The organism is Candidatus Sulfurimonas marisnigri, assembly GCF_015265475.1.
GTDB classification, from domain to species: domain Bacteria; phylum Campylobacterota; class Campylobacteria; order Campylobacterales; family Sulfurimonadaceae; genus Sulfurimonas; species Sulfurimonas marisnigri.
In genome coordinates this window covers 776,300-798,020 of record NZ_CP054493.1, presented here as the reverse complement: position 1 = coordinate 798,020, position 21,721 = coordinate 776,300, and the positions used below count along the sequence as shown (strand labels likewise).

29 protein-coding genes are annotated in these 21,721 nt (G+C 30.1%); 26 read left to right on the top strand and 3 right to left on the bottom strand.

Translation table 11 applies throughout. From position 1 onward, the window contains the following. Positions 1–104: 104 nt before the first annotated feature. Positions 105–2,366, bottom strand: a complete 2,262-nt coding sequence (locus HUE87_RS04060; RefSeq protein WP_194367460.1) for a TIGR03545 family protein — start codon at positions 2,364–2,366, stop codon at positions 105–107. A 155-nt stretch (positions 2,367–2,521) separates the two neighbouring features. Here HUE87_RS04060 and plsY point away from each other — a divergent pair, with 155 nt between their 5' ends. From plsY to HUE87_RS03985, 15 genes are all read left to right on the top strand, one after another. Next, positions 2,522–3,136, top strand: a complete 615-nt coding sequence (gene plsY, locus HUE87_RS04055) for a glycerol-3-phosphate 1-O-acyltransferase PlsY (RefSeq protein ID WP_194367459.1) — start codon at positions 2,522–2,524, stop codon at positions 3,134–3,136. After that, on the top strand, positions 3,136–3,465 hold the full coding sequence (locus HUE87_RS04050; protein WP_194367458.1) for a dihydroneopterin aldolase: 330 nt from the start codon (positions 3,136–3,138) through the stop codon (positions 3,463–3,465). The genes plsY and HUE87_RS04050 overlap by 1 nt, the downstream gene beginning before the upstream one ends. Positions 3,466–3,565: 100 nt before the next feature. Beyond that, positions 3,566–4,240 (top strand): homeostatic response regulator transcription factor HsrA, encoded by a 675-nt coding sequence (gene hsrA, locus HUE87_RS04045; protein WP_194367457.1) that lies wholly within the window; start codon positions 3,566–3,568, stop codon positions 4,238–4,240. Positions 4,241–4,402: 162 nt separating this feature from the next. After that, positions 4,403–4,540 (top strand): hypothetical protein, encoded by a 138-nt coding sequence (locus HUE87_RS04040; protein WP_194367456.1) that lies wholly within the window; start codon positions 4,403–4,405, stop codon positions 4,538–4,540. A 243-nt stretch (positions 4,541–4,783) separates the two neighbouring features. Then, positions 4,784–5,494, top strand: coding sequence for a tyrosine-type recombinase/integrase (locus tag HUE87_RS04035; protein ID WP_194367455.1), 711 nt, complete (start codon positions 4,784–4,786; stop codon positions 5,492–5,494). Between the two features lie 102 nt (positions 5,495–5,596). Further along, a complete protein-coding gene (locus HUE87_RS04030) occupies positions 5,597–5,755 on the top strand; it encodes a hypothetical protein (RefSeq protein WP_194367454.1) in 159 nt (52 codons plus the stop codon). Beyond that, complete coding sequence (locus HUE87_RS04025) at positions 5,755–6,015, top strand: hypothetical protein (RefSeq protein ID WP_194367453.1); 261 nt, start codon at positions 5,755–5,757, stop codon at positions 6,013–6,015. Before HUE87_RS04030 ends, HUE87_RS04025 begins: the two co-directional genes overlap by 1 nt. A gap of 2 nt (positions 6,016–6,017) precedes the next feature. Next, complete coding sequence (locus HUE87_RS04020) at positions 6,018–6,377, top strand: hypothetical protein (RefSeq protein WP_194367452.1); 360 nt, start codon at positions 6,018–6,020, stop codon at positions 6,375–6,377. Next, a complete protein-coding gene (locus HUE87_RS04015; protein ID WP_194367451.1) occupies positions 6,367–6,678 on the top strand; it encodes a hypothetical protein in 312 nt (103 codons plus the stop codon). The genes HUE87_RS04020 and HUE87_RS04015 overlap by 11 nt, the downstream gene beginning before the upstream one ends. Positions 6,679–6,680: 2 nt before the next feature. Continuing rightward, positions 6,681–6,851: a hypothetical protein gene (locus HUE87_RS04010; protein WP_194367450.1), complete on the top strand. Its 171-nt coding sequence runs from the start codon at positions 6,681–6,683 to the stop codon at positions 6,849–6,851. A 255-nt stretch (positions 6,852–7,106) separates the two neighbouring features. Beyond that, the gene (locus HUE87_RS04005; protein WP_194367449.1) at positions 7,107–7,322 is read left to right on the top strand and encodes a hypothetical protein; all 216 of its coding nucleotides are present in this window, start codon (positions 7,107–7,109) and stop codon (positions 7,320–7,322) included. Positions 7,323–7,460: 138 nt separating this feature from the next. Then, on the top strand, positions 7,461–8,054 hold the full coding sequence (locus HUE87_RS04000; protein ID WP_194367448.1) for a Wzz/FepE/Etk N-terminal domain-containing protein: 594 nt from the start codon (positions 7,461–7,463) through the stop codon (positions 8,052–8,054). A 117-nt stretch (positions 8,055–8,171) separates the two neighbouring features. Continuing rightward, positions 8,172–8,786 (top strand): recombinase family protein, encoded by a 615-nt coding sequence (locus HUE87_RS03995; protein ID WP_194367447.1) that lies wholly within the window; start codon positions 8,172–8,174, stop codon positions 8,784–8,786. A 222-nt stretch (positions 8,787–9,008) separates the two neighbouring features. Beyond that, positions 9,009–9,365 (top strand): hypothetical protein, encoded by a 357-nt coding sequence (locus HUE87_RS03990; RefSeq protein ID WP_194367446.1) that lies wholly within the window; start codon positions 9,009–9,011, stop codon positions 9,363–9,365. Positions 9,366–9,620: 255 nt separating this feature from the next. Next, positions 9,621–10,373: a hypothetical protein gene (locus HUE87_RS03985; RefSeq protein WP_194367445.1), complete on the top strand. Its 753-nt coding sequence runs from the start codon at positions 9,621–9,623 to the stop codon at positions 10,371–10,373. Positions 10,374–10,447: 74 nt separating this feature from the next. Here HUE87_RS03985 and istB read toward each other — a convergent pair whose 3' ends face one another. Then, entirely contained in the window at positions 10,448–11,194 is a 747-nt protein-coding gene (gene istB / locus HUE87_RS03980) for an IS21-like element helper ATPase IstB (protein ID WP_194367444.1), read from the bottom strand. 17 nt (positions 11,195–11,211) lie between these two features. Further along, positions 11,212–12,732: an IS21 family transposase gene (istA, locus tag HUE87_RS03975; protein WP_229855219.1), complete on the bottom strand. Its 1,521-nt coding sequence runs from the start codon at positions 12,730–12,732 to the stop codon at positions 11,212–11,214. A 200-nt stretch (positions 12,733–12,932) separates the two neighbouring features. Between istA and HUE87_RS03970 the strand changes: the two genes are divergently transcribed. The 11 genes from HUE87_RS03970 to HUE87_RS03920 all read left to right on the top strand — a co-directional run bounded on the left by HUE87_RS03970 (position 12,933) and on the right by HUE87_RS03920 (position 21,704). Beyond that, positions 12,933–13,085, top strand: coding sequence for a hypothetical protein (locus HUE87_RS03970; RefSeq protein ID WP_194367442.1), 153 nt, complete (start codon positions 12,933–12,935; stop codon positions 13,083–13,085). Positions 13,086–13,289: 204 nt separating this feature from the next. Continuing rightward, a complete protein-coding gene (locus tag HUE87_RS03965; RefSeq protein WP_194367441.1) occupies positions 13,290–13,841 on the top strand; it encodes a hypothetical protein in 552 nt (183 codons plus the stop codon). Positions 13,842–14,149: 308 nt separating this feature from the next. Further along, positions 14,150–15,451, top strand: a complete 1,302-nt coding sequence (locus HUE87_RS03960) for a sensor histidine kinase (RefSeq protein WP_194367440.1) — start codon at positions 14,150–14,152, stop codon at positions 15,449–15,451. A 112-nt stretch (positions 15,452–15,563) separates the two neighbouring features. After that, positions 15,564–15,815, top strand: coding sequence for a YfhL family 4Fe-4S dicluster ferredoxin (locus HUE87_RS03955; protein WP_194367439.1), 252 nt, complete (start codon positions 15,564–15,566; stop codon positions 15,813–15,815). An 11-nt stretch (positions 15,816–15,826) separates the two neighbouring features. Beyond that, positions 15,827–17,293: a Ppx/GppA phosphatase family protein gene (locus tag HUE87_RS03950; RefSeq protein WP_194367438.1), complete on the top strand. Its 1,467-nt coding sequence runs from the start codon at positions 15,827–15,829 to the stop codon at positions 17,291–17,293. Positions 17,294–17,376: 83 nt separating this feature from the next. Next, complete coding sequence (locus tag HUE87_RS03945) at positions 17,377–17,778, top strand: hypothetical protein (RefSeq protein ID WP_194367437.1); 402 nt, start codon at positions 17,377–17,379, stop codon at positions 17,776–17,778. A gap of 37 nt (positions 17,779–17,815) precedes the next feature. Beyond that, a complete protein-coding gene (locus HUE87_RS03940) occupies positions 17,816–19,261 on the top strand; it encodes a type II secretion system protein GspD (RefSeq protein ID WP_194367436.1) in 1,446 nt (481 codons plus the stop codon). 10 nt (positions 19,262–19,271) lie between these two features. Continuing rightward, positions 19,272–20,066 (top strand): hypothetical protein, encoded by a 795-nt coding sequence (locus HUE87_RS03935; RefSeq protein ID WP_194367435.1) that lies wholly within the window; start codon positions 19,272–19,274, stop codon positions 20,064–20,066. After that, positions 20,053–20,493 carry a hypothetical protein gene (locus HUE87_RS03930; protein WP_194367434.1) on the top strand — a complete coding sequence of 147 codons (441 nt, stop codon included), beginning with the start codon at positions 20,053–20,055 and terminating at the stop codon, positions 20,491–20,493. Before HUE87_RS03935 ends, HUE87_RS03930 begins: the two co-directional genes overlap by 14 nt. Positions 20,494–20,558: 65 nt before the next feature. Beyond that, positions 20,559–21,215 (top strand): type II secretion system protein, encoded by a 657-nt coding sequence (locus HUE87_RS03925; RefSeq protein ID WP_229855218.1) that lies wholly within the window; start codon positions 20,559–20,561, stop codon positions 21,213–21,215. Continuing rightward, positions 21,216–21,704, top strand: a complete 489-nt coding sequence (locus HUE87_RS03920; RefSeq protein WP_194367433.1) for a type II secretion system protein — start codon at positions 21,216–21,218, stop codon at positions 21,702–21,704. Positions 21,705–21,721: the final 17 nt, after the last annotated feature.

Below are 21,721 nucleotides of genomic sequence, written 5' to 3'. Positions count from 1 at the left end.
TATCTTTGACACAATACATTAAGACACACATCATCTATTAAACTTTATCAACTCTTTCTTATTTGAAATAAAAGAGAAAAAAAGTATATGCCAGGATCCTGTTATTAAAAACCCTTAAAAAGACTTTTAGCTTTATCTTTTAACTCATCCCCAGCTTTATTTTTAATAGTATCTCCAATACCGTTTGTACTTGATTGCATGTTGTCAAGTCCAAGACTCTGAGCGTTCAACAATTTATCTATATCACCAAAGCCCTCTTGCTCAATACCCAATTCTTTTAACTTATCTTTTACCTGAGTATCTATTAAGGCTTTAAGCTCACCTTGGTACTTTTTAACCTCATTTTCAAAAACACTTGAAAAAACACCTGATAGTTTTTTATCTAGATTTGACTTTACTGACACTTCGGGATTTTCAACTGAACCATTAAGTTTTACATCTAAATCAAAATTGTCAATTTTACTTACTACACCAGCAAGACTTTTCATTAATTTACTATCAGTTTTTTTTAAACTAAGAGATACATTGGAAAACAGAACTTTTGTCTGAGCATTTAACTTAATATAATCTTCTGCATTTAATTCTCCCTTAAAACTGTATTTTGCCTTCTTTAAATTCATAAAACTCATATCTGTATTTTCTAAAACACCCTGAACAAGTGAAAAACTCGATGTAGTTTTGACATGTTCTTTTAGATGATTATCTTCACCTTTTGCTACCAAGCCTTTTAACTCATCCCCATCACTGCTAAACAAAAATGTCATTGGAGCCTTTAACAACTTTTGATTTGAACTTATGTCTTTTACTGCCAATTTGAAATCTTGCTTTTGAAGCTCGCCACTAATATTTGTACTTTTGATTAAAAAATCAACAGTTGGGATTGTGTATTTAAAAGCCACCCATCGTCCCTCGCCGCGAGGTGGAATAGGTTGTTCTGTTTTTTTAGGACCACTTTTAAGATATGGCTTTGCTATTTCATAGTACTTTAAAAAACTGCCTAAATAAGTTTTTAGTTTATCACCAAACAGTACACCGACAATATTTACACCACCTTCTGAATCAAAAGTGTATTGTGATTTTAAATTATTGTAATCCTTTGCAGCACCTTTAGTCAAATCTTTATAATCTTGCTGTATGCTATTTTTATCTTGAGAAAACTCTTTTTTAGTTCTGCTTAAAAGCTCTTTTTTAGCCTTTATTTTTTTATTTAAAGCAGTGACGTCTTCTTTTAGTTGAAGCATTGAGCTAATATCTTTGGATTTTAATCTCTCTTGTATATCTTTAATCTCACTGCTTATCTTAGTCAACTCATCTTTGGAAAAATCATTTTCTATTATGTTTTTATATTTTGTATTAATTGCGCTAATTTTTTCTTTTGTAGCATCAAAACTGCCAAGTGAGCTTAGTCCCATTCTTGCTATCAAAGCCTTAGGGTCCTCCAAAGAGAGAGATGGGAGCTTAAACCCCTCTTCACTGCTTTTTTCTTTTATTTGCGGGCTTACTTTTGAGGAAGTTGTTGACGGACCAGTATATAGAAGCCCAGGTTTTACCTCTTTGCTGAAGGCCATCCCTGACACATTTATGTTTTCAATATGATAACGCTTAAATAGAAGTTGATTTAAATCTATATCAATATTGATGTTTTTAGTGCTCACTACTGCTTTTTTATCATCTGCTACATGTAGATTGTCTATATTGATTTTTCCCTCTGTTAATAATACATCCAAGTTTTCTATAGACACTTTTTTCTTAAGAATTTTTGTTAAGTTGTCTTCAATTGCATTTTTTAGTAGTGCATCTAAAAACAAAACACTAAATAGTACAACACCAACACTAAGAATCAAAAATAGACCTATACCCCATACTCTAAAGAATTTGTCTTTTTTGTCACTTACTGAGATGCCAAGTTTTCTAAGAATTGTGTATTGTTGTAGTTTGGAAGCAATTTTATCTCTGTAAATATACACAACTCTGTTTAAAATAAAAAACATTGGCAATACCAATATAAACGCAACTACATTTGAGCCCAAAACAATGGTGTTATTAAAATATGTCAAACGAAGAAGAGCTGAGTTATAAAAAGCTGTGAATACTCCATCAAGCGCTTCCATATTTAGTAAAGCATAACCTAACTGCTCAAAATAAGGGTCAAATAAGTAGCCTATACCTGCAAAAAAGGCAGATGAAATCAGGAAAAGGCCTACATGCATATTGACCACCAAGACTATAAAAATCAAAACGATTGTCTGAATACCACTATATGGAGTTAGTCCCATAGCCATACCCAAAGATAAAGCAAGCGACATTTGCCATGGTGTTTGAGAAGAGTTAAGTGCTTTAAAAAGTTTCATGAAAAATCTTACCATTGTTTATTCCTATTTAAAAATATTCTCTTATAGTATAGCAAAAAAAACAAATATTTATCTACATCTAGAGATTAAATAAATAAGATAAATATCTATTTTATATCCTTGTTATGATATATCAAGTAAAATGTCAAAAATAATTTATAAGGTAATTAATGGATTTTTTATTTAACCCAAACGTACAGTTTTTTATAGTAGCTTATTTAGTCGGAGGGATACCTTTTGGTTTACTACTTTCAAAAAAGTTTGCTGGCGTAGACATAAAGGCTAGCGGTTCTGGGAGCATTGGTGCTACAAATGTTTTAAGAGTAGTGAAAGAGACTAATCCCGCTTTGGCAAAAAAACTAGGTGCTGCAACTTTAGCGCTTGATGCTCTAAAGGGTGCTTTAGTTTTAATAGTAGCTTACTTTTCAGGCGTTAGTGAAGCAACACTTTGGGGAATCTCAGTTTTGGCTGTTATTGGCCACTGTTTTAGCCCTTATCTAAACTTTGAAGGTGGTAAAGGTGTTGCAACAGGGATGGGCGTTATGATGTTTATGCTTCCTATAGAGACAATAATAGCACTTGTAGTTTGGGCTATAGGAGCAAAAGTTATTAAAATATCTTCACTCTCTTCACTAACAGCACTGGCTGCTCTAATGATTGCTAGCTTTTTACTTCACCCTGAAATGGCTCATGCTCCTGTTATCCTTATAGGTTTTATTCTATTTTATAAACATATTCCAAATCTTATTCGTCTGTTTAAAGGTGAAGAAAAAAGAGTAGTTTAGTGACTATACATATAGAAGATTTAAAGTTCCAATGCATTATTGGAATTTTAGACTTTGAGAGAATTACGAAGCAAGATGTAATAGTAAATTTAACAATTGATTATAACAATGAAAATAGTTTTATAAATTACGCAGATATAGTACAAATCGTTAAGGAAAATATGATTAAAAGTGAATTCCTACTTATAGAAGATGCTTTAAACAGCCTAAATTTAAAGTTAATTAAAGAATACAACTCCATAAAAAGCATAAAAATAAAGATAACAAAACCTTCAATTTTACCCGACTGTGTGGTAAGTGTAAGCAATCATTACAAATCCCAATCTTAATTATAAGTTAAATTTTTATTAAAGAAAATTGAATTTTTCTTTAAAGTTTTCTAAAATTATGATATCATTCGCCAAAATATTCAAATATAGGACATAAATAATGCGCATTCTTATTATAGAAGATGAAGTTACATTAAACAAAATGCTTGCTGAAGGATTAAAAGAATTTGGCTACCAAAGCGATGTTGTTGAAACACTTAAAGACGGTGAATATTACTTAGATATCCGTAACTACGACCTAGTATTAATGGACTGGATGCTTCCTGATGGAAACTCTGTAGATATTATAGGTGACATAAAAATTAAGACTCCAAAAACTACTGTAATAGTTTTATCTGCTAGAGATGACAACGAGAGTGAGATTGAAGCTCTAAGAAGTGGTGCTGATGACTATATCAGAAAACCATTTGACTTCGATGTTCTAATTGCACGTATTGAAGCTCGTCTTCGTTTTGGAGGAAGTAATATTATTTCAATAGACGATTTAGTTATCAACCCTGAAGAGGAAAAAATAACTTACAAAGAGCAAGATATAGAGCTTAAAGGTAAACCTTTTGAAGTTCTAACTCACTTAGCTCGTCACCGTGATCAAATTGTTTCTAAAGAACAACTACTAGACGCGATTTGGGAAGAGCCTGAGCTTGTTACTCCAAATGTTATTGAAGTTGCTATCAACCAAATTCGTCAAAAAATGGACAAACCATTAGGAATCACAACAATTGAAACTGTTCGTCGTCGTGGATACCGTTTCTGCTTCCCAAAAGAAATTAGTTAATCTTTACTTAATTCAATCCACACCAAACCCCATAAACTTGGGGTTTACTTCACTTAAAAATTAATTTAACCTTAAATATTTACTTATTAATCCTATTCTGTTACACTATGGAATGTATAACTTTATGTATAACTTATGTATAACTTTTAACAAAGGGATAAAATGGCACTAAAGAATAAAAAAGTAAAGAGTAAGAAGTATACTAGTATATACACTTATCAAACAGCATACAGAGGTATAGACTACTTTGCGAGGATAACAAAAGGTAAAAATATTGGTTGGGTTAATATGACTAATTAGTATGGATGTACTAGTGAAAAACAAGCACACGATAGACTACAAGAGATACAAATAGAAATAGTAAAAAATAAAGACCCTCTTTACATAAAAGGCGAAATACTCGATAAGTTATATTACAAATATAATAAAAAACTAAATGAACCTTACAAAACTACAACACTTTTACAATACAATAAATGGGTACACGATAAAATAGGACACATAAAAATAAGTAAAATTAGAGTAACAGACTTAGAAGAAATAATGGATAATATAGAAAGTAAAGGAATAGGAAACTCAACTAAAGAAGGAGTTAAAAACTTATTAATGCCTATATTTAAAAGAGAGTTTGAACTACAAAATATAGATAGAAATCCATTAAAACTTGTAAAAACTAACTACAAAAGAGAGAAAACATTTTTAAATTCAACACAAGATGAATTAAAAGAAATAGTTAAAAAAGTGTATCAAGGTATTACTACTCAATCACATGGTGGTGTTAACACTGAAGTACTATTTTTACTTTCGTTATTAACTGGTCGTCGAATAGGAGAGTTAACACAGTTAAAATATACTGATATTAACTTTGAAACTAAACGAATAAAAGTAAGGGCGGAAACAACTAAAACAAGAAAAGACAATACTCACCTATACCAATATCCTGTACCCGAAGTTGTAATAGAGTTATTAATACATAACAAAGACTTAGATGAAAAAATATTTCCTAGTCATAAAGATACTTATATTAGAAACTATAAAGTAATGATACAAAAAATAAAATTAGGTACAGACTACAAAGTAAGTTCACACACTAATAGAAAGTTTTTTATATCATTATGTACAAAATTTAATACTGACTTTGTAAATGAAGTAGTACTGTCACATACGAGTAATGAAATGAAAAGTGTTTACTTAACTTATAACAATGAAGATATACAAGAATTATACGAATACTATTCGGATATAATTAAGTAGTTAAAATAGACTTAATCCACTCAAGTAACGAAAAAAAATAACGGAAACTTGCCGTTACTTTACTACTCTTATAAATACTCTTATAAAATATAGGAGTTACACATGACAACAGAACAAACACTACAAAGTTTACTACTTAAACCAACACACACAAAATTACTTAAGAAAGACTCAAAAGGTAATGAAACATTACTTAATGAATTACTAAATATTATTAAAAAACTTAACTTAGAAAAGAAGATTGCTAAGGAACTAAAGTAATGGTTTCGTATAAAGATATGGATAGTTATAAAGCAATGGAAGAAAGACTACAAAATATAAATGAAAAAGATAACTACATTGTTAAGATTGATACTACTAAGGCAACTAAACTACAAAAACTAATTAGTACTAGTATAGAAAAGGTAGACGATAGTTTAGACATAAGTACTTTTGCTAAAGCAATTGCTAATGTACTAGAAGAAGATTATGGAACACATAACTATAAAACTTTTTTTACTGTAATACAAAAGGAACTTTAACAATGTCATTATTTACAAGTGATAATCAACCAACAACAATAAAAAGTCGTAAAGGTGTTAAGAATAAAACTACAATAATTAAAGAAAAGTACGAAACATTTTTTAATAACGATTTAACAGGAATTAAACCAAAAGAAATATTAAAAGAAGTAGTACTGCAACTACTAGTGAAAGAAAGTAATACAATAAGTGAAAAAGAACTATTAGTAAAAATAGCACTTAAACTATTAGAGTACGAAATGCCTGTAACTAAACAAGAAATTATTAGAAAAGAAGTACAACAGGACAATAAAATGATTATTGCTGATACACAAGAAATATTAGCAAAGTTCCAAACTAAAGGGGTACAAGATGATGAGTAAAGAACAACTTATTAAGAGAGTAAATAAGATATTAGAAAAACCTTTAGAATATTATACTACTAGTAACACAGAGAGTATTAGAGGTTTAATGGAAGCAATGTTGGCAATAAGCATTGAAGATAAACCTTTGACAGAATTAGAAGAAAACTTAACAGAGTTAATGGTATTAGTACAACAAAGTAAGTCTTATACTATTAGACAATTAAGTCTTCATATGTGGGTAACAATAGGGCAGTATTATATGTTTTTAGAAGATATTAAAAAAAACAATTACAAAGATATTAATTTACTAGGGGAATAATTATGAACAAAACAAATAGAAATACAACAAATAGAAGAAGAACTAGAGGAACAGGACTTAACGAAAGTGAAAGTGATTTTATTAAGAGTATTACTGATGGCACTATTACAACTGAAAAGGTAAAAAACTTTGTTACTGTAATGCTTGAAAGTGGAGAATACAACCATATTTAAGATGAGTACTTTAATAATACATACAAACATGAACACGGAGAGCAAGTAGGCACTATTATAGAAAATGAAGACTTAATACAAAAACAAGAAGAAACAATAAGTAAACTTAACAGAACACTTAACGAGAAAGAAGAAAGACTTAAGCATAATACATTAGCAGAAGAGTATATTAAAAGAAATAGTATTAAAGGACAAAAAGAAAAGTTAAATAACAATAAAGTACTTAATGAAGATACAACTGTTAAAAGTAATGTAATGACAGGCACAGAAGAACTAGCAGTTAAACAGTACATGAAGAGTAAACATAACTTTAATTTTTTAAAAGAGAGAATAAAAAAAGGTAGTACTTTTGGAGAAGCACTAGTTGAAAGTGGTGCGGATAGATATACTATTGATTTAATACTAAGAGGTATTACAACTTTAAATGAGGGTAACAGTTTAGTAAGTGTGCGAAATACTCATTTGTATTAATATTTTGATACAATAACAGAATTAATAAAGGAAAAGCATGAGAAAAAAACTTTTTGGAATAGCGTCATTGATAATGTTTATTATATTAGTTGGGTTTATGGTATTTTTAAATAGTATTGACTTCTTTAAGGAATTAGTATGAATAATGGACAAGTAAGACATATAGAAGAAGATGAAATAGACTTGAGAGAGTTATGGAAGATTATAGTAAATAGGAAAATTGTTATTTTTATAGTTACAACTTTGGTTACACTAGGAGCAATTGTATATGTATATATGAAAAATCCAATACCTGTTTATAGTGGTAATGTAATGCTAGAAATTGGAGAAGTTAAAAGTAATACAACAAACTTAACTTATTTAGATAATCCTAATAACTTAAAACACATACTTGAAAAACAATATTCACTATTAGTAACACTTCCAAAAAGATCTAATGGGTTAATGTCTTTATCAACTACTAATGTTAATAAAGAAGTAATAAAGAGAGATTTAGAAAAATATGTAGTATATGTTTTAGAAAGACATAAATCAAAAGCAAAACTTTTTGAGAAGTATATTATGACTAAACAAATTGGTAACATTACGATAGGTAATGAAGCGATAAACAAACCAAAGAAAAAGTTAATAGTTGTTGTTAGTTTTATAACAGGACTTGTGCTTTCTATATTTTTAGTTTTTTTATTAGACTTTATCGCTAAAGCAAGAGATGAAGATGAGAGTACTAAGTAAACTACAAACGAACAACTAAAGTACTGAAAAAATAAACGATATAGGTATAGTTTAAAGTTTCTTTTCATGTTCTTCTAGTGATAATAATACTACTAAAGTTTATTACTAGGAAAGAACATGATAATAGGTTACACAAGAGTAAGCACAGATAAACAAACTACTGACACACAAAAACATACAATACTAGAATATACTTATAATAATAAAATAAAGATAGATGATATTATTGAAGTAACTACAAGTACTAGAAATAATAGAAAAGACAGACAAATAGATACTACACTAGAAAAATTACAAAAGAATGATACTTTAATTGTTTATGCTTTAGATAGACTTGGAAGAAGTACTATTGAAACTTTACAAATTATTGAAGACATTAAAAACAAAGGTATTAAACTTATTATTATAAAAGAAAATTTAGTTATTGATAGTAATAATACTAATGCTATGAATACAATGATGTTAACAATGTTAACAGCAGTAGCAGAACTTGAAAGAAGTTTTATTAGTGAGAGAACTAAACAAGGACTAGCACGAGTAAAAGCAAATGGAACTAAATTAGGTAGACAAAAAGGACAACAAGTTAAAAGTATATTTGATGAACATAAAGACAAGATAACTGAGTTAATTAATTTAGGAGTTACTAATAAAAGAATACACGAATATATTAATATTGGTAGTGTACAAAGTTTAGGAAAATATATTAAAACAAGGAATTTAAAAGTAGTATAGTTAAACTATACTACTACAAGGAGTTAGTAGAGGTGTCTACTATGAAAACTTTCGAGCCTACTGTAATAGGTATAAGAGTAAACAAATAAGTAAATGAGAGATAAACTTATTGTTTAAACTTACTACACTTATTTATACAACTAACAAATAAACTACACTATTACTTACTAAATAAACTATAGATATGATATACTTTTGCGAATTAAAACAAAAGGAAACATAATGGCAACATTTGATATAACTAAGATTGATGTAGATAAGATAATTGATAAGGCAAATAATACAGTAAGTACTAGAGTTGCTAAGTATAGTGAAGAGTTTAATGCTATGAAAGAAGTACTATTTAATTATGCTGAAGATAATAAAGGTAACTTTACTATGTCAAAATTAAGATATATTGCTAGTGGTATACTTGTTGAATTTGGAAGTGTTAAAGAAGCATATACAGATAAACCGATAACTATTAAAGGTAAGAAAAGTACTGCAAAAGAGTATGCTGTAACTGCTGAACAGTTAAGAAGTTTATTTAAGAAAAATGCTAAAGAAGATTTACTACCAGCGAAAAGAACTAGAAAATAAAATAATAGGGAAAATAGAAGACTTACAAGAGGGTATATATACTTTTTTGGATTTTTTGTTTTTGAGAGGGTATATATACTTTTTGATTTTAGTGTATTAATACTGTTATAGTACATATTAATATACACCATAAGTACTGTATACCCTATGTTTTTCTCCATAAAAGGTTAACTGTTTTTCAGTACTTTTTATCTATTTTTGAATAATTGTTAATGATTTGTATAAATATTTGTGAAAACAAATAGAGGTACAAGGATGAACAATTTACAAACTACAATTGATAGTATTAGTTTTGTTAACTATACTACAAATACACTCCATACACAGATGGAAACCTACATACAAAACAACACATTAACTAAACACAAGATTGAAACAAACAACAGTATGAACAAGTACTTAGTAAAAGAGAATAATCAAGTAATATTTGATTACAGGACTTTAATTAATAAAGATGGTTTAGTAAGTAATATTATTAATTTTAATGGATTAAAAACTTACAATACTGACCTAGACAATAATAGAACTAAACACATATTTAGTTTACTAGAGTACTTAAGTATAAAATGTAATTTAAGTAAGTGGGATATTAGACAGATAGATATTTGTACTGATATTAATACTACAAATGATAAAGTAATAGTACAGAAAGATAAAGTAAGAGGAAATAGGATAGATAAACTTATTACTGATATTAGTACTAAGACACAATATATTGAAACTATAAAAAATAAAGTAAAGAATGGTGTAAAAACTTTAGATAGAAGTAATATGATGATGAGTGCCTACTTGTGTGATAAAACACATAAAGAACTAGTACTTAATAATAATATAGATAAGGACATTACTAGATTTGAAGTTAAATTACTGCCTAGACTACTAAAGAAAATACATAGTATTAAAGAATTAAGTAATGAATTAAATAAGTACCATGTAAAACTTTTCGGTACTAGAAATAAATGTAACATCCAAAAAAGATTGCTCCAGCCACTTCACTCGTACAGCTAGCCGGAAATCATTCGGACATGCATAAGTAAAAAATCTCTAAGTGTAAAATTATAACACAAGTGTCCGAATGAGTTTTAATTTGGATTTATTTTTGACTTCAATTTTCTCATAGATTCACCCTTTATTTCAACACGATGAGATGAGTGAACTACCCGATCCAACATAGCATCCGCTACAGTATCATTATTGAGATAGTCATACCACTGAGAAACAGGTAATTGTGAAGTTATAATAGTCGAGTTTATCTCTGTCCTATCTTCAATAATCTCAAATAGGTTTGTAACATCATCTGTAGATATTTGCGATACTCCAAAGTCATCAAGTATAAGAAGCTGAAACCTTGAATATCTTTTTAGTAAATTTGTATACGTCCCATCTGCTCTTGATATTTTAATCTCTTCTAGCAGTGTAGGTACCCGAACATAATAAACTTTAAATCCATCTAACAGAGCTCTGTTTGCAAGTGCTTGGGCTGTAAAGCTCTTACCAGTTCCAGTTTTCCCAGTGATGATAATATTTTGATGATTACGAATAAAATCCATGCTAATAAGCGATTGGAAAGCCTGTCTGTCAATGTTTCTGCTAGAGTTATAATCTATATTCTCTATTGCTGCTTGTTTGTCTTTGATTTTTGAGGCTTTTATATTTGTAGCTATTCTTTTGTTTTGTAAAAAAATATCTTGTGCATCTAAGAGACCATAGATTCTCTCCTCAAAGCTAAGTTGATGATAGTTTGTATCCTCCATCTGTCTTAGATATGCATTTTTTAAGCCCTGATATCCTAAATCATTAAGTTTATTTATTACTGTAGTTTGATTCATTTATTCGATTTCCTTTTTTATTTGTAGTAATCTTTACCACGAATATTTTCATGATTATTAATTACTGTACTTGTTACATTGTTTGCTATCTGCACATAGAGCTTTTTAGATAGTATTGACTCTATCGATTTTACACTTGTCGCATTTATTGAGAGTGCGTATGCAAGTGCCATATCAAGCTCAATTCTTCCGTAAACTTTCGCTTTATTTAATATAGCGATGATACTAGTATATGCATTCGCAGGATACTCTGAACCATCAAGCTTTTTCTGAGTAAAGGCTCTTGTGTTTTCACCTATGGATACTGTCCAATTTAGTAGTCTTGCTGGATTCATTTTTTCATTTTGATACTGATGGTTTTTAGGCATATGTTCATGAAGTGTAGACCTTGCATTTACTCTGTGTATCCTTGGATGTGTCGCCAACAGCCTACTTTTGTGATAAATCTCTACTAAGGCTGTAGAGTATTTTATTTCTACTTTTTCACTCAAGTATTTAAATGGTACCGAGTAGTAGCAATCCAATAATTTGACATGGTATGATAAATCAACTGTTGCAATTTTTATCTCTTTGTATATAAATCTATTTGCCGGTAATGGCTGTAGCTGGAGTTTTTCTTCTTCAAAGAGTTCATATCTACTTGCTCCTAAGTGTCTGCTCTTTTTAGAATTGTATTGATCCAGCAATGGTGCAATAGCCTGATTTATCTCATCAACACTAAAAAATGTCCTATGTCTAAATACAGCTAATATCCATCTCTGAATCCCTTGCACAGCTTGTTCGACTATTCCTTTGTCTTGAGGTTTTTTTGGACGTGCTGGTTCAACCCCGCAATTGTAATGGCGACACATCTCTGCGTAGCTCTCATTTACAACAATTCCATTCTTATTATTTGAGATAATGGCACTCTTTAGATTATCAGGTACATTTATTTTAGGTGCACCACCATAAAACTCATAGGCTAAGATGTGTGATTTTATAAAATACTCTTGTTTTTGAGATGGTGTTGCATGTACAAATGCACATCCACTTCCACCAAGCACAGCGACAAATATTTGTGCTTTATGTATTTCACCAGTTATAGCATCTCTATATGCAACACTAAGACCGCTATAGTCTACAAACATTTGATGTCCTGGTATATAGGTCTGTCTCATTGTGGGGCTTATTTTATTCTTGAAGCTGTAATAGAGTTCTTTAAATCTACTCAGTGCATATCCATCTGGATGCTGCTCTTTATATTTCATCCATAGCAGCTCAAATGTAATACCTTTTTTTGCTATCTCTTTGTGAATATATTCGAAGTTTGGAAGTGGTCGTTTAGTAGTTTTATCAATTTTCAGTTTTTCAGGAAATAGAATCTGATATATCTTATCTTCGTCTATCTCTAAAAGTTCATCTATTGTACATTTACTTATTTCAAACCTTTTACAATAGTCTGATACGGTTGAACTTGGTACATTTACAGCTCTACTTATTTGCCTATAGGATATCTCAGTTATAAATCGTAACTTCAATATATCTTTAATTTTTCGCATAGAAAGTCTCTCCATCTTCACACCTCATTTTTTTTATGAAGTGTAATTAAATTATTAGAGAATTTTCTACTTATGATTTCCAGCCGCTAAATTAGACAAATTGTCCGAACTAAAAACGGCTAACTGTCCGAATACTTTCCGACTGAGTGTCCGAGTGAAAAGTGACTGGGTGTCCGAATGGGAGTGGCGTAAGCAAAAGATTGATTAATAAGGGTACAAGTGTAAGTGACGGAATAATGTACACTTTAGATATTAGTAATGTAAAAGATGAATTACTAAAGTTAGAAAAGTTTGTGAATTTTAAATTATTTGAAGAAAAGTTAACAAACACAAAAATAGATGATTTTTTGTAAACAGATATAGTTAATGTTATTTAAGTTTAAGTTAAGTTGACAGAAGACCTACAAGACACTTTTACAACTTACTTAATACATTATGTTTACTAAGAGGTTTAAAGTGTTGTAGGGGTGTTTATAACTGTTTATAGTTGTATTTTTACTTGAATTTTTTACTTTACAATTTTTATTTAGTACTTGATTTTTAGTTATAATTTTAGAATGAATAAAGACAAACAAATAAAGAAAATACTTGATGATTTAGTTACTACAATAAAAGACTTATCAAGGAAACAAAAAGATATACTTAATAAAGTTTATACAAGTACTAATAATAAGAATATTAACAGAACTGAACTAAGTAAAGAAGACAAAGAGTTTTACAAAGACTTAGTAACTATTGTAGTAACTGATAGTGATAATAAAGAAAATGATATACAAGTACTACTAGATGGAAATACAGTAGCAATAGAACTGTATAAACAAAACACAAAGACATACAACGAGTTACTAAAGTATGCCTTGAATGTATATGAATTATATGACAATATTAAAGTACCTTACTTAGATGAAGTTAAAGTTAATGTAATAAGTACTAAAGAGTTTATAACAGCGGATGAGTTTACTTTACTTTATGGGTACTCAAAAAGTTGGCAAACTAATAGAAGAAATAGAGTACACAATAGATTAGAAAAATCTTCTAAAGATGGGTGTAAAATACAGTATAATGCTAATGAACTTAGAAAATGGTTTGATAATGAGTTTAACAGATAAACTAAGTAAAGTACTTAAAGTAGGCAGTTTAAAGAGTGTTTAGTAAAAATATTAAATATTTTAGAATGTATAACTTTATGTATAACTTATTTTTAATACCATTTAAACTACTGTATATTCGTACTCTTATGTCGTTTACTTCTTTTGTTTCCCAAAAGAAATCAATTAATATTAACGAGAAAGGGAACTTACCCCTTTTCTCTGCTTGCGTTAATCACCTGCATTCAAAATTTCACAATATCACATATATAGTTAGTTTTAAATTAATTTGCTATACTTACATACATCACTTAATAGCTAGGTAAAAAATGTTTTCTAAAAAAAGTATTAGACGGGTTTTTCTAATTAAATTAATCTTCTCACTGGCATCTCTCATACTTATATTTTCATCTTTTTTATACTTGTACATAGAAAGTTCTATTCTAGAAGAGAAATATCAAGAGATTGTTAAACATGCAAAAAATATTGCGCATAATAAATCATTACATAACTCCGTAACCCCTTTAGTACCAGAGTTATACCTAGGGTTAGAAGTTGAAATTGTACAGCTTAAAAAATCATATATTGAAGAAGATTTATATCAAACAAGCAAGAGAGGAAAAACCTATCTTACGCTTATTTACCCTTTTAATTTAGACGACTTAAGTTATCTGAAAATAACAAACAATATTACAGAAACAAGGGAGTTATTAGATAAAATACTTCATTATATTTTTATAATAAATATTGCTGGTTTTTTACTTGCTGTAGTATACGCAATCACCCTTTCAAAAATGTTAGTTAGTCCTGTAAAAGCACTAAGTAATAAACTCTCAAACATGAATGAGCATCTCATAAGGCCAATAGTAACCGAGAATCTACCTGAAGAGTTTGAATCCCTAGGTGCTACAATAAATCATCTTATTTTAAGGATTCAAAATTTTGTCAAATATCAAAAAGAACTTTTTATTGGTACTGCTCACGAGCTAAAGACTCCGCTTGCAGTTATTAAATTAAAAAATCAAGTAACTCTATTAAAAAAACGCTCCCCGGAGGAGTATATAGAAGCCCTGAAAGTAACAAATAAAACTATAGATGAAATGAACAACATAGTTTCTAATATACTCAATATAGGCAGACAAGAAGGTATGCAACTAGAAAAACCTCAGGAAGTAGATGTTATAGCTGTTCTCTCTCAAAAAGCTGATGACTTTAGGCTACTTGCTGAAAATGAAGGTAAATTACTAGAGATGAATTTTATGCCTAATGGTTTTACTGCAATACTTCAAGTAGGTTTGCTTAATCAAATAGTTCAAAATTTTTTACAAAATGCGCTCAAGTTTACACGTACGGAAGGCAAAGTAAAACTACAAAGTTCGTTAAATAACTATGGATTGCTTATTGAAGTAATTGACGAGGGGTGTGGCGTAGATGAGAGTGTTGATCTATATGCACCCTTTGCGAGACAAGGAAATAAACAAGGGGTTGGACTAGGACTATTTCTAGCTAAAAGTGCAGCAGACGCCCTTGGAGCAAAAATCAGCATAAAAAATAGAACCGATGGAATAGATGGAACTATTGCCTCATTAAACCTAAACTCAAAACTTTCTTGTATTTTACCTCAATATTGATAGAATATTAAAATTTAAAAAATAATAAAGCTTTATTTCGCTATAAATCGAACACTAAAAAATATATACTTATATATATTTCAAATGAACTTCTAAATTATAAGGTGAACTAATGGCTTTAATTATTAATGATGAGTGTATTGCATGTGATGCATGCCGAGAAGAGTGCCCTACAGAAGCAATTGAAGAGGGAGATCCAATTTACTATATAGATCCAGATCGCTGTACAGAGTGCGTAAATATTTATGACGAGCCTGCTTGTATATCTGTTTGTCCAGTTGACTGTATTGTACCAGACAAAGATAATGTAGAATCAATTGCTGAGCTTCAATTTAAATATAAAAACCTCCAACTAGAAGAGTAGAAGAGTATTTTATGGCACAACGAGTAGCAGTCATAGACATAGGTTCTAATTCAGTTAGAATGGTAGTCTATGAAAAAACTTCTCGTTTTGCATTTCGAATATTGCATGAAGAAAAAAGCAGGGTTAGAATATCTGAAAATGCCTACCAAAACGGTGGTGTACTTCAAGATGAGGCTATGCAAAGAACTATTTATGCTCTTGAAAACTTTTTAACAATCATATCCTCATTTAAAGCAAGAAAAACTCTTTGTATTGCTACTTCAGCACTTAGAGATGCGCCAAATAAAAAAGACTTCTTACATAATGCACGACATAACCTTGGACTAAAAATAAAAATCATTGACGGTCAAAGAGAAGCCTACTTGGGAGCTATCGCTTGTGCAAACTTATTACCAGATCAAGATAGAGCCTTAAGCATAGATATTGGCGGTGGTTCAACTGAATTTTCAATAATATCTAAAAAAAATATAGACAACAATATATCCCTTAATCTTGGTACTGTGAGACTTAAAGAACTCTTTTTTGACAACAATGACATAAATGGAGCCAAAGAGCTTATTGATTTGCAGTTAAAACAGCTTGATAATATTGAAATATCAACCATAATTGGAATTGGCGGAACGTTTAGGGCAATTTCACTTGCTCTTATGAATAACAACAAATATCCTATGAAAAAATTACATGCTTATGAGTCAAGCTATAGTGAATTTAGGAAGTTTTTAACTAAAGTCTTAGAATCTAATGAAACTGGATTAAAAAAGCTAGGGATTAAAAGTGCCAGATTTGACGTTATAAAACCAGGTGCTTTAATCCTAGACAGAGTTCTAAATAAATTCAAAGTCGATAATCTAACTACAAGTGGTGTTGGTCTTAGAGAAGGGGTTTATCTAGCAGATTTACTGAGAAATTCGAAAGACAAATTTCCGATTAACTACAACACTTCTGTAAGACAAATACTTGACTCACATGTAGATGATACAGCTTACTCAAATCAACTAAGCAAACTCTCAAAACAATTGTTTGATATAACATACGAAGAGTTAGGCATAGATATAAAATACCGTTATGAGTTAGCAATAGCAGCAAAACTTTGTATGAGTGGCTCTAGTATGCACTTTTACTCACAATACAGACATAGCTACTATCTTTTACAAAATGCTCTTGAGTTTGGATTTACACATAAACAGATAATGCTTATTTCAACACTTGCAAAATATGCAAAAAAGAGATTCCCATCATCCTTACATGTAGAAAAATACAAGGGATTACTACCTAATAATAATGAACTAAATGCACTTAGTTATATTTTATCACTAAGCATTGCACTTCTATCTCATAAACCTAGAAATATTGACTTAAAACTTGAATTTAGCAATGGCGAGTTAATTGTTGAATCAAAAAATAGTTTATATTTAGCAAAAGAAAATATAAAAAAATTAAATCCTCTAAAAAATTTCAACATAATATTCTCTTCTTAAAAACTTATATTTTATTCATTCCTACTATTTTTGGTACAATTATTGCTTTAATTTAAAATAATTAACAAAAAAGGGATTTGTGTATGCAAAAGATATTCATAACATTAATTATTATGCCAATATTTATTTATGCATCATACAACCCATTTTTTACAGATTTACAGGCTCCAAAGCCTGCAGAAGCAGAAGTAAAGGTTATTATCCAGAAGCCTAAACCTGAAATAAAAAGAACAGACATAAAAATAACTTATTTCGGTTTTATAGAAAGCAACAAAGGAAAGTTCGCACTAGTAAAAATAAATGGTAAAAATATCGTCTTAAAACAAAAAGATTCTGTATATATTGGAGAAAAAGTTGTAAAGGTTCTTACCCTATCTAGCAACTATATAGTCTTAAAAGATGGTCACAACTCTCCACAAACAATATACTTTAGTTCAAAAACTCCTGAGTATAATAATCAAAAGCGTAATAATAATGTTCAGTAAAACTAATTTATTTATCTTATTTGTAGTAACACTTTTTATGTACGGTTGCTCTAATGAATATAAAAAAGAAGTACTAAAAAAAGAGTTAAAGCAAGAGTTTAATGACTTAACAAAACAAGTTCCTGCAGAGTCTGCTATAAAGGTTATAGAAGTTAGTGCTGAAAACTTTAAAGTTAGAAAAAATATAATTCCAGATAATGAGCAAATAAAACGAATAAAAATTCTAGGTGCACCACTTGATGATGTAATTGCATTACTTAGCGAAGCTACAAACCAAGATATAATATTTCAGACTCAATCTCCAGTAACTCAATCAGGAATTAATAATCAATATACAAATAATACAAATAATACAAATAATAGATATCAATACAATACAAACAATACAAACAATACAACAAATGACACCAATTTAGATGTTGGAAATCAAGAAACAGGTACGGCTAATGTTTTCTTATCAGCATCAAATATTGGATTTGGAAAACTACTACAAAAGACCGTTGGTGAAAAACTTAGCATTAACTATGATGATGGAACATATTACCTTGGTTATGTAAAAACTGTCACTCTTAAAATTCCATCTATTACTGAACTTGCATCACAATTAAAAGGTACACTATCAACTCTTGGTGCACTTAATGTTGTATTAGATAACGTAACTTCGACAGTTACATTTTCTGCAAGGGAAAAAGAGTATCAAGATATAATGAAGTATCTTACAATACTTAGAAACAACCTTTATGTTATAGAGTATGACATAGCTATTTATGATGTAGCCCTTAATGATAACTACAATCTAGGTGTAGATTGGAGCCTGATACCAACAGGAGCAAGAAACTTGGAGTTTACTTCTACTGCTTCTTCTACTTTTGGTGCGGCAGGAGCAGTAGCAACATCTGCAGTATTCGGTACATTGCTTAATAATAAGTATTTTTCTGCATCCATGATAGGAGAGGCATTAACAAAGTTTGGAACTGTTGAGAGTATTCAAAAACCAAAACTTCTTGGAATAGCAGGAACAGACGTAACACTGATTGATGGGCAATCAGAGCAGTACATATCTGGCTTAACAACTACTGCTGTTGGAGACACTGGAATACAAACAACAACTCAAAATGCAACTGCACAAAGCGGTCTGCAAATTACACTAAACTCTAATATCATGGATGGAACTGTAATCACAAACATAGATTTAATAGTCAACGATATTGTTGGGTATAGTGACTTTAGTGTAGGGGATACATCTTATACTCAACCAAAAGTTCGCACTAAGACCATTAGCAATAATATAAGAGTACAACCTGGCGTACCTATTGTTATTTCTGGACTATTTAGACACAAAAATGACAAAGGGTATAAAGGAATACCTGGTTTAGCAGCAACAGATGCACGTATACTTGGTGGTAGTGAATATAAATCGATGTCTAAAAGTGAAATGGTCATCATTGTAACTCCTAGAGTTATCAAGTATGTGATGAAGTGATGGACTAGTTATGGCAATTTTTACAGCAGGATGCATTGAATCTACTAACAATAGCAATACAATACGCAATCGTGTGTATGAATTAGCAAAGCATGATCTTGACTCACCGGCTATGAAAATATCTGTTAGAAAATCGCCTACATGTATAAACTTTATTGCTTTCTTGCCAAAAGATAAAATCATACAAGAAAACATACTTAAAAAAGTCTCAGAATGCGAAGCCCGAACAGTAATTGTATTTGAGCTGGACTACAAATATGTCGGTGTTGTATGTGAGTATAGAAGAATAATAGATTATATTTTAGATAAGCCAAAAGAATTTGCTCAGGAGAGAGGCTATGAAACAGCTTTTGTTGACAATGATGATGGTGTTAAACTAGTATCATTTAACCTGGACAACACTAGCCGTGCAGCAAAAGCAGGTTTTGTCTCTCTTGGATTTACAATTCTTTTAACGACAACAATTTTCTATAGTGGTTTTTACTACATGCAAGATACAAAAATAAATAGCGGAAACAAAGCATCTTTGGAAAGTCAGTATAAAAAGATAGTGACAAGCAAATTTAAACAGTCTGAAAAAATTCTTGAAAAAGTTGATTTAGTTGACATACTTGAGAATATTGAACACCTAACAAAATCATCACACTCTACTCTTGAGAAGGTAGAATACAACAAAGGAGATATATGCGTAAAAGTAAATACACCGGAAATTGAGCAGTTCATTGGCATGCTGCCTCAAAAAACTAATATAAAGCAAAAAGATAATCTTAATGGGAAGGTGGAATACTGTTATGAAACAATATAATTTAGTTATTCTATTTATTCTCATTTTGATTACAATAAGCGTCTCCAGCTACTTCTTTTATTTGGACATCATCTATAAGGATAAGCTTGTTAAAAAAGATGTTGAATCACTATACGATTTAACAAGGATAGCTGGTAAACCTATCGTGGTTTACTCTAATGCTACAGAAATTGAAGAAAAAGTTTTTAAGTACAATGAAATTATTCAAGAACTAAATATAGATGCTATTGCTGAGGCAGATAGCAGTTTTATGGTTGTTCGAGGTGAAATTCACAATAATTATTCATATATTCTACTTAAAAGACTACTAAACATCATCAAAAACGATGAAGTAAATCTAATGACCGCGTGTGTGGGAAAGGAGTGTACAGATAACGACTACGGATTTTTAATCAAATTTAGACCATACTTATTAAAGTTAAAATAATAGTTGCCGATATAGGTACATCTTGAACGAAAAAAAAGGACACACACATGACACAAGGACGTAAAATGACAACAAGTCACAATAGAATGGGAATGAGAAAAGGTATCTCTTTAATGGAGATGTTAGTTGCAATTATTTTGCTAGGAATTTTATCGTCAGTAGGTTTTACTTACTACAAAAACTACTATAGTACTGCGCTTGCTGCAAAGCAAATTAAAGTTGCTATTTTACTTGACCAAGCTGCACAGCTTAAAAATGGTCTTGAATTATATGCTGTTAAAACTGGTATAGATGCGAATTCATCAGTTGCTGATCCTGCAGATGCTGATAATGGTTTAGGTTTATTAGTTGCTCAAAGAATTATCACTTCAATTCCTGCGGTAATTCCAGATGTATCTGATCAAGGTTGGTTTGTATCAACTAATACTGTAGATATTGATAGTACTTTTATTCAAACTCAAGGTGGAACAACTTTGAATGAGCAATTTCTTACTTATGATTTAAATGGTACAGCAGTTGGTGCTGACAGACAAGATTACTGTAATGCTCTTAACAATATCGCTTCAAATGGTGTATTAAGTTATGATGTTGTTGAAGCTGGTTTAGGTGCTGATATCAATGCATCCGCTGAGTTAGGTAACAATACATTTTTCTGTTGGGATTCTGATACAGGTACAGCTGACTCTGGGCAACAGTTAGTATTCTTAACAAAGATTCAATAATTGCGACAAGCATTTTCTCTTATAGAAATGCTTATAGCCATTGCCCTCTCGGGGGTTATGGCATACACGGTAGCTTTTTATCTTGACACAAACGAGATATCAAAACAAAATGTCAAAACACAGTTACAATCTCACTTTAATATTATTACATCAATTATTTTACAATGTAAAGAATACAGTAATGTCTTTCCAATCCAAAATAACGGCTCATTGGCTAGCTCTACATTACTAAATACACTAGAATGTAATACATCAACACCATACTTACTTGATGGTGGTAAAGGAAGTTTTATTCCACCTGCTTTAAAAAACTTTACAGCATATACAGCTACACAAACAGGTAGCGAATTTTATTTTACTACAACTACAGCTATCAATTCCACAAATGATGAAGTATTAATAGATTTAAACACTACATTTTCTCCAAATCAATATGTATTAACACATGATGCGACTACAGCTTACTTAAATTTCTATCTATCTCGTTAAATATAATGGTATAATTA

What these genes read in the sequence shown, in the direction of transcription:
- HUE87_RS04060 (WP_194367460.1), bottom strand. Translation starts at nt 2,366, where the DNA reads ATGGTAAGATTTTTCATGAAACTTTTTAAAGCACTTAACTCTTCTCAA.
- plsY (WP_194367459.1), top strand. Translation starts at nt 2,522, where the DNA reads ATGGATTTTTTATTTAACCCAAACGTACAGTTTTTTATAGTAGCTTAT.
- hsrA (WP_194367457.1), top strand. Translation starts at nt 3,566, where the DNA reads ATGCGCATTCTTATTATAGAAGATGAAGTTACATTAAACAAAATGCTT.
- HUE87_RS04040 (WP_194367456.1), top strand. Translation starts at nt 4,403, where the DNA reads ATGGCACTAAAGAATAAAAAAGTAAAGAGTAAGAAGTATACTAGTATA.
- HUE87_RS04035 (WP_194367455.1), top strand. Translation starts at nt 4,784, where the DNA reads ATGGATAATATAGAAAGTAAAGGAATAGGAAACTCAACTAAAGAAGGA.
- HUE87_RS04030 (WP_194367454.1), top strand. Translation starts at nt 5,597, where the DNA reads ATGACAACAGAACAAACACTACAAAGTTTACTACTTAAACCAACACAC.
- HUE87_RS04025 (WP_194367453.1), top strand. Translation starts at nt 5,755, where the DNA reads ATGGTTTCGTATAAAGATATGGATAGTTATAAAGCAATGGAAGAAAGA.
- HUE87_RS04020 (WP_194367452.1), top strand. Translation starts at nt 6,018, where the DNA reads ATGTCATTATTTACAAGTGATAATCAACCAACAACAATAAAAAGTCGT.
- HUE87_RS04015 (WP_194367451.1), top strand. Translation starts at nt 6,367, where the DNA reads ATGATGAGTAAAGAACAACTTATTAAGAGAGTAAATAAGATATTAGAA.
- HUE87_RS04010 (WP_194367450.1), top strand. Translation starts at nt 6,681, where the DNA reads ATGAACAAAACAAATAGAAATACAACAAATAGAAGAAGAACTAGAGGA.
- HUE87_RS04005 (WP_194367449.1), top strand. Translation starts at nt 7,107, where the DNA reads ATGACAGGCACAGAAGAACTAGCAGTTAAACAGTACATGAAGAGTAAA.
- HUE87_RS04000 (WP_194367448.1), top strand. Translation starts at nt 7,461, where the DNA reads ATGAATAATGGACAAGTAAGACATATAGAAGAAGATGAAATAGACTTG.
- HUE87_RS03995 (WP_194367447.1), top strand. Translation starts at nt 8,172, where the DNA reads ATGATAATAGGTTACACAAGAGTAAGCACAGATAAACAAACTACTGAC.
- HUE87_RS03990 (WP_194367446.1), top strand. Translation starts at nt 9,009, where the DNA reads ATGGCAACATTTGATATAACTAAGATTGATGTAGATAAGATAATTGAT.
- HUE87_RS03985 (WP_194367445.1), top strand. Translation starts at nt 9,621, where the DNA reads ATGAACAATTTACAAACTACAATTGATAGTATTAGTTTTGTTAACTAT.
- istB (WP_194367444.1), bottom strand. Translation starts at nt 11,194, where the DNA reads ATGAATCAAACTACAGTAATAAATAAACTTAATGATTTAGGATATCAG.
- istA (WP_229855219.1), bottom strand. Translation starts at nt 12,732, where the DNA reads ATGCGAAAAATTAAAGATATATTGAAGTTACGATTTATAACTGAGATA.
- HUE87_RS03965 (WP_194367441.1), top strand. Translation starts at nt 13,290, where the DNA reads ATGAATAAAGACAAACAAATAAAGAAAATACTTGATGATTTAGTTACT.
- HUE87_RS03960 (WP_194367440.1), top strand. Translation starts at nt 14,150, where the DNA reads ATGTTTTCTAAAAAAAGTATTAGACGGGTTTTTCTAATTAAATTAATC.
- HUE87_RS03955 (WP_194367439.1), top strand. Translation starts at nt 15,564, where the DNA reads ATGGCTTTAATTATTAATGATGAGTGTATTGCATGTGATGCATGCCGA.
- HUE87_RS03950 (WP_194367438.1), top strand. Translation starts at nt 15,827, where the DNA reads ATGGCACAACGAGTAGCAGTCATAGACATAGGTTCTAATTCAGTTAGA.
- HUE87_RS03945 (WP_194367437.1), top strand. Translation starts at nt 17,377, where the DNA reads ATGCAAAAGATATTCATAACATTAATTATTATGCCAATATTTATTTAT.
- HUE87_RS03940 (WP_194367436.1), top strand. Translation starts at nt 17,816, where the DNA reads ATGTACGGTTGCTCTAATGAATATAAAAAAGAAGTACTAAAAAAAGAG.
- HUE87_RS03935 (WP_194367435.1), top strand. Translation starts at nt 19,272, where the DNA reads ATGGCAATTTTTACAGCAGGATGCATTGAATCTACTAACAATAGCAAT.
- HUE87_RS03930 (WP_194367434.1), top strand. Translation starts at nt 20,053, where the DNA reads ATGAAACAATATAATTTAGTTATTCTATTTATTCTCATTTTGATTACA.
- HUE87_RS03925 (WP_229855218.1), top strand. Translation starts at nt 20,559, where the DNA reads ATGACAACAAGTCACAATAGAATGGGAATGAGAAAAGGTATCTCTTTA.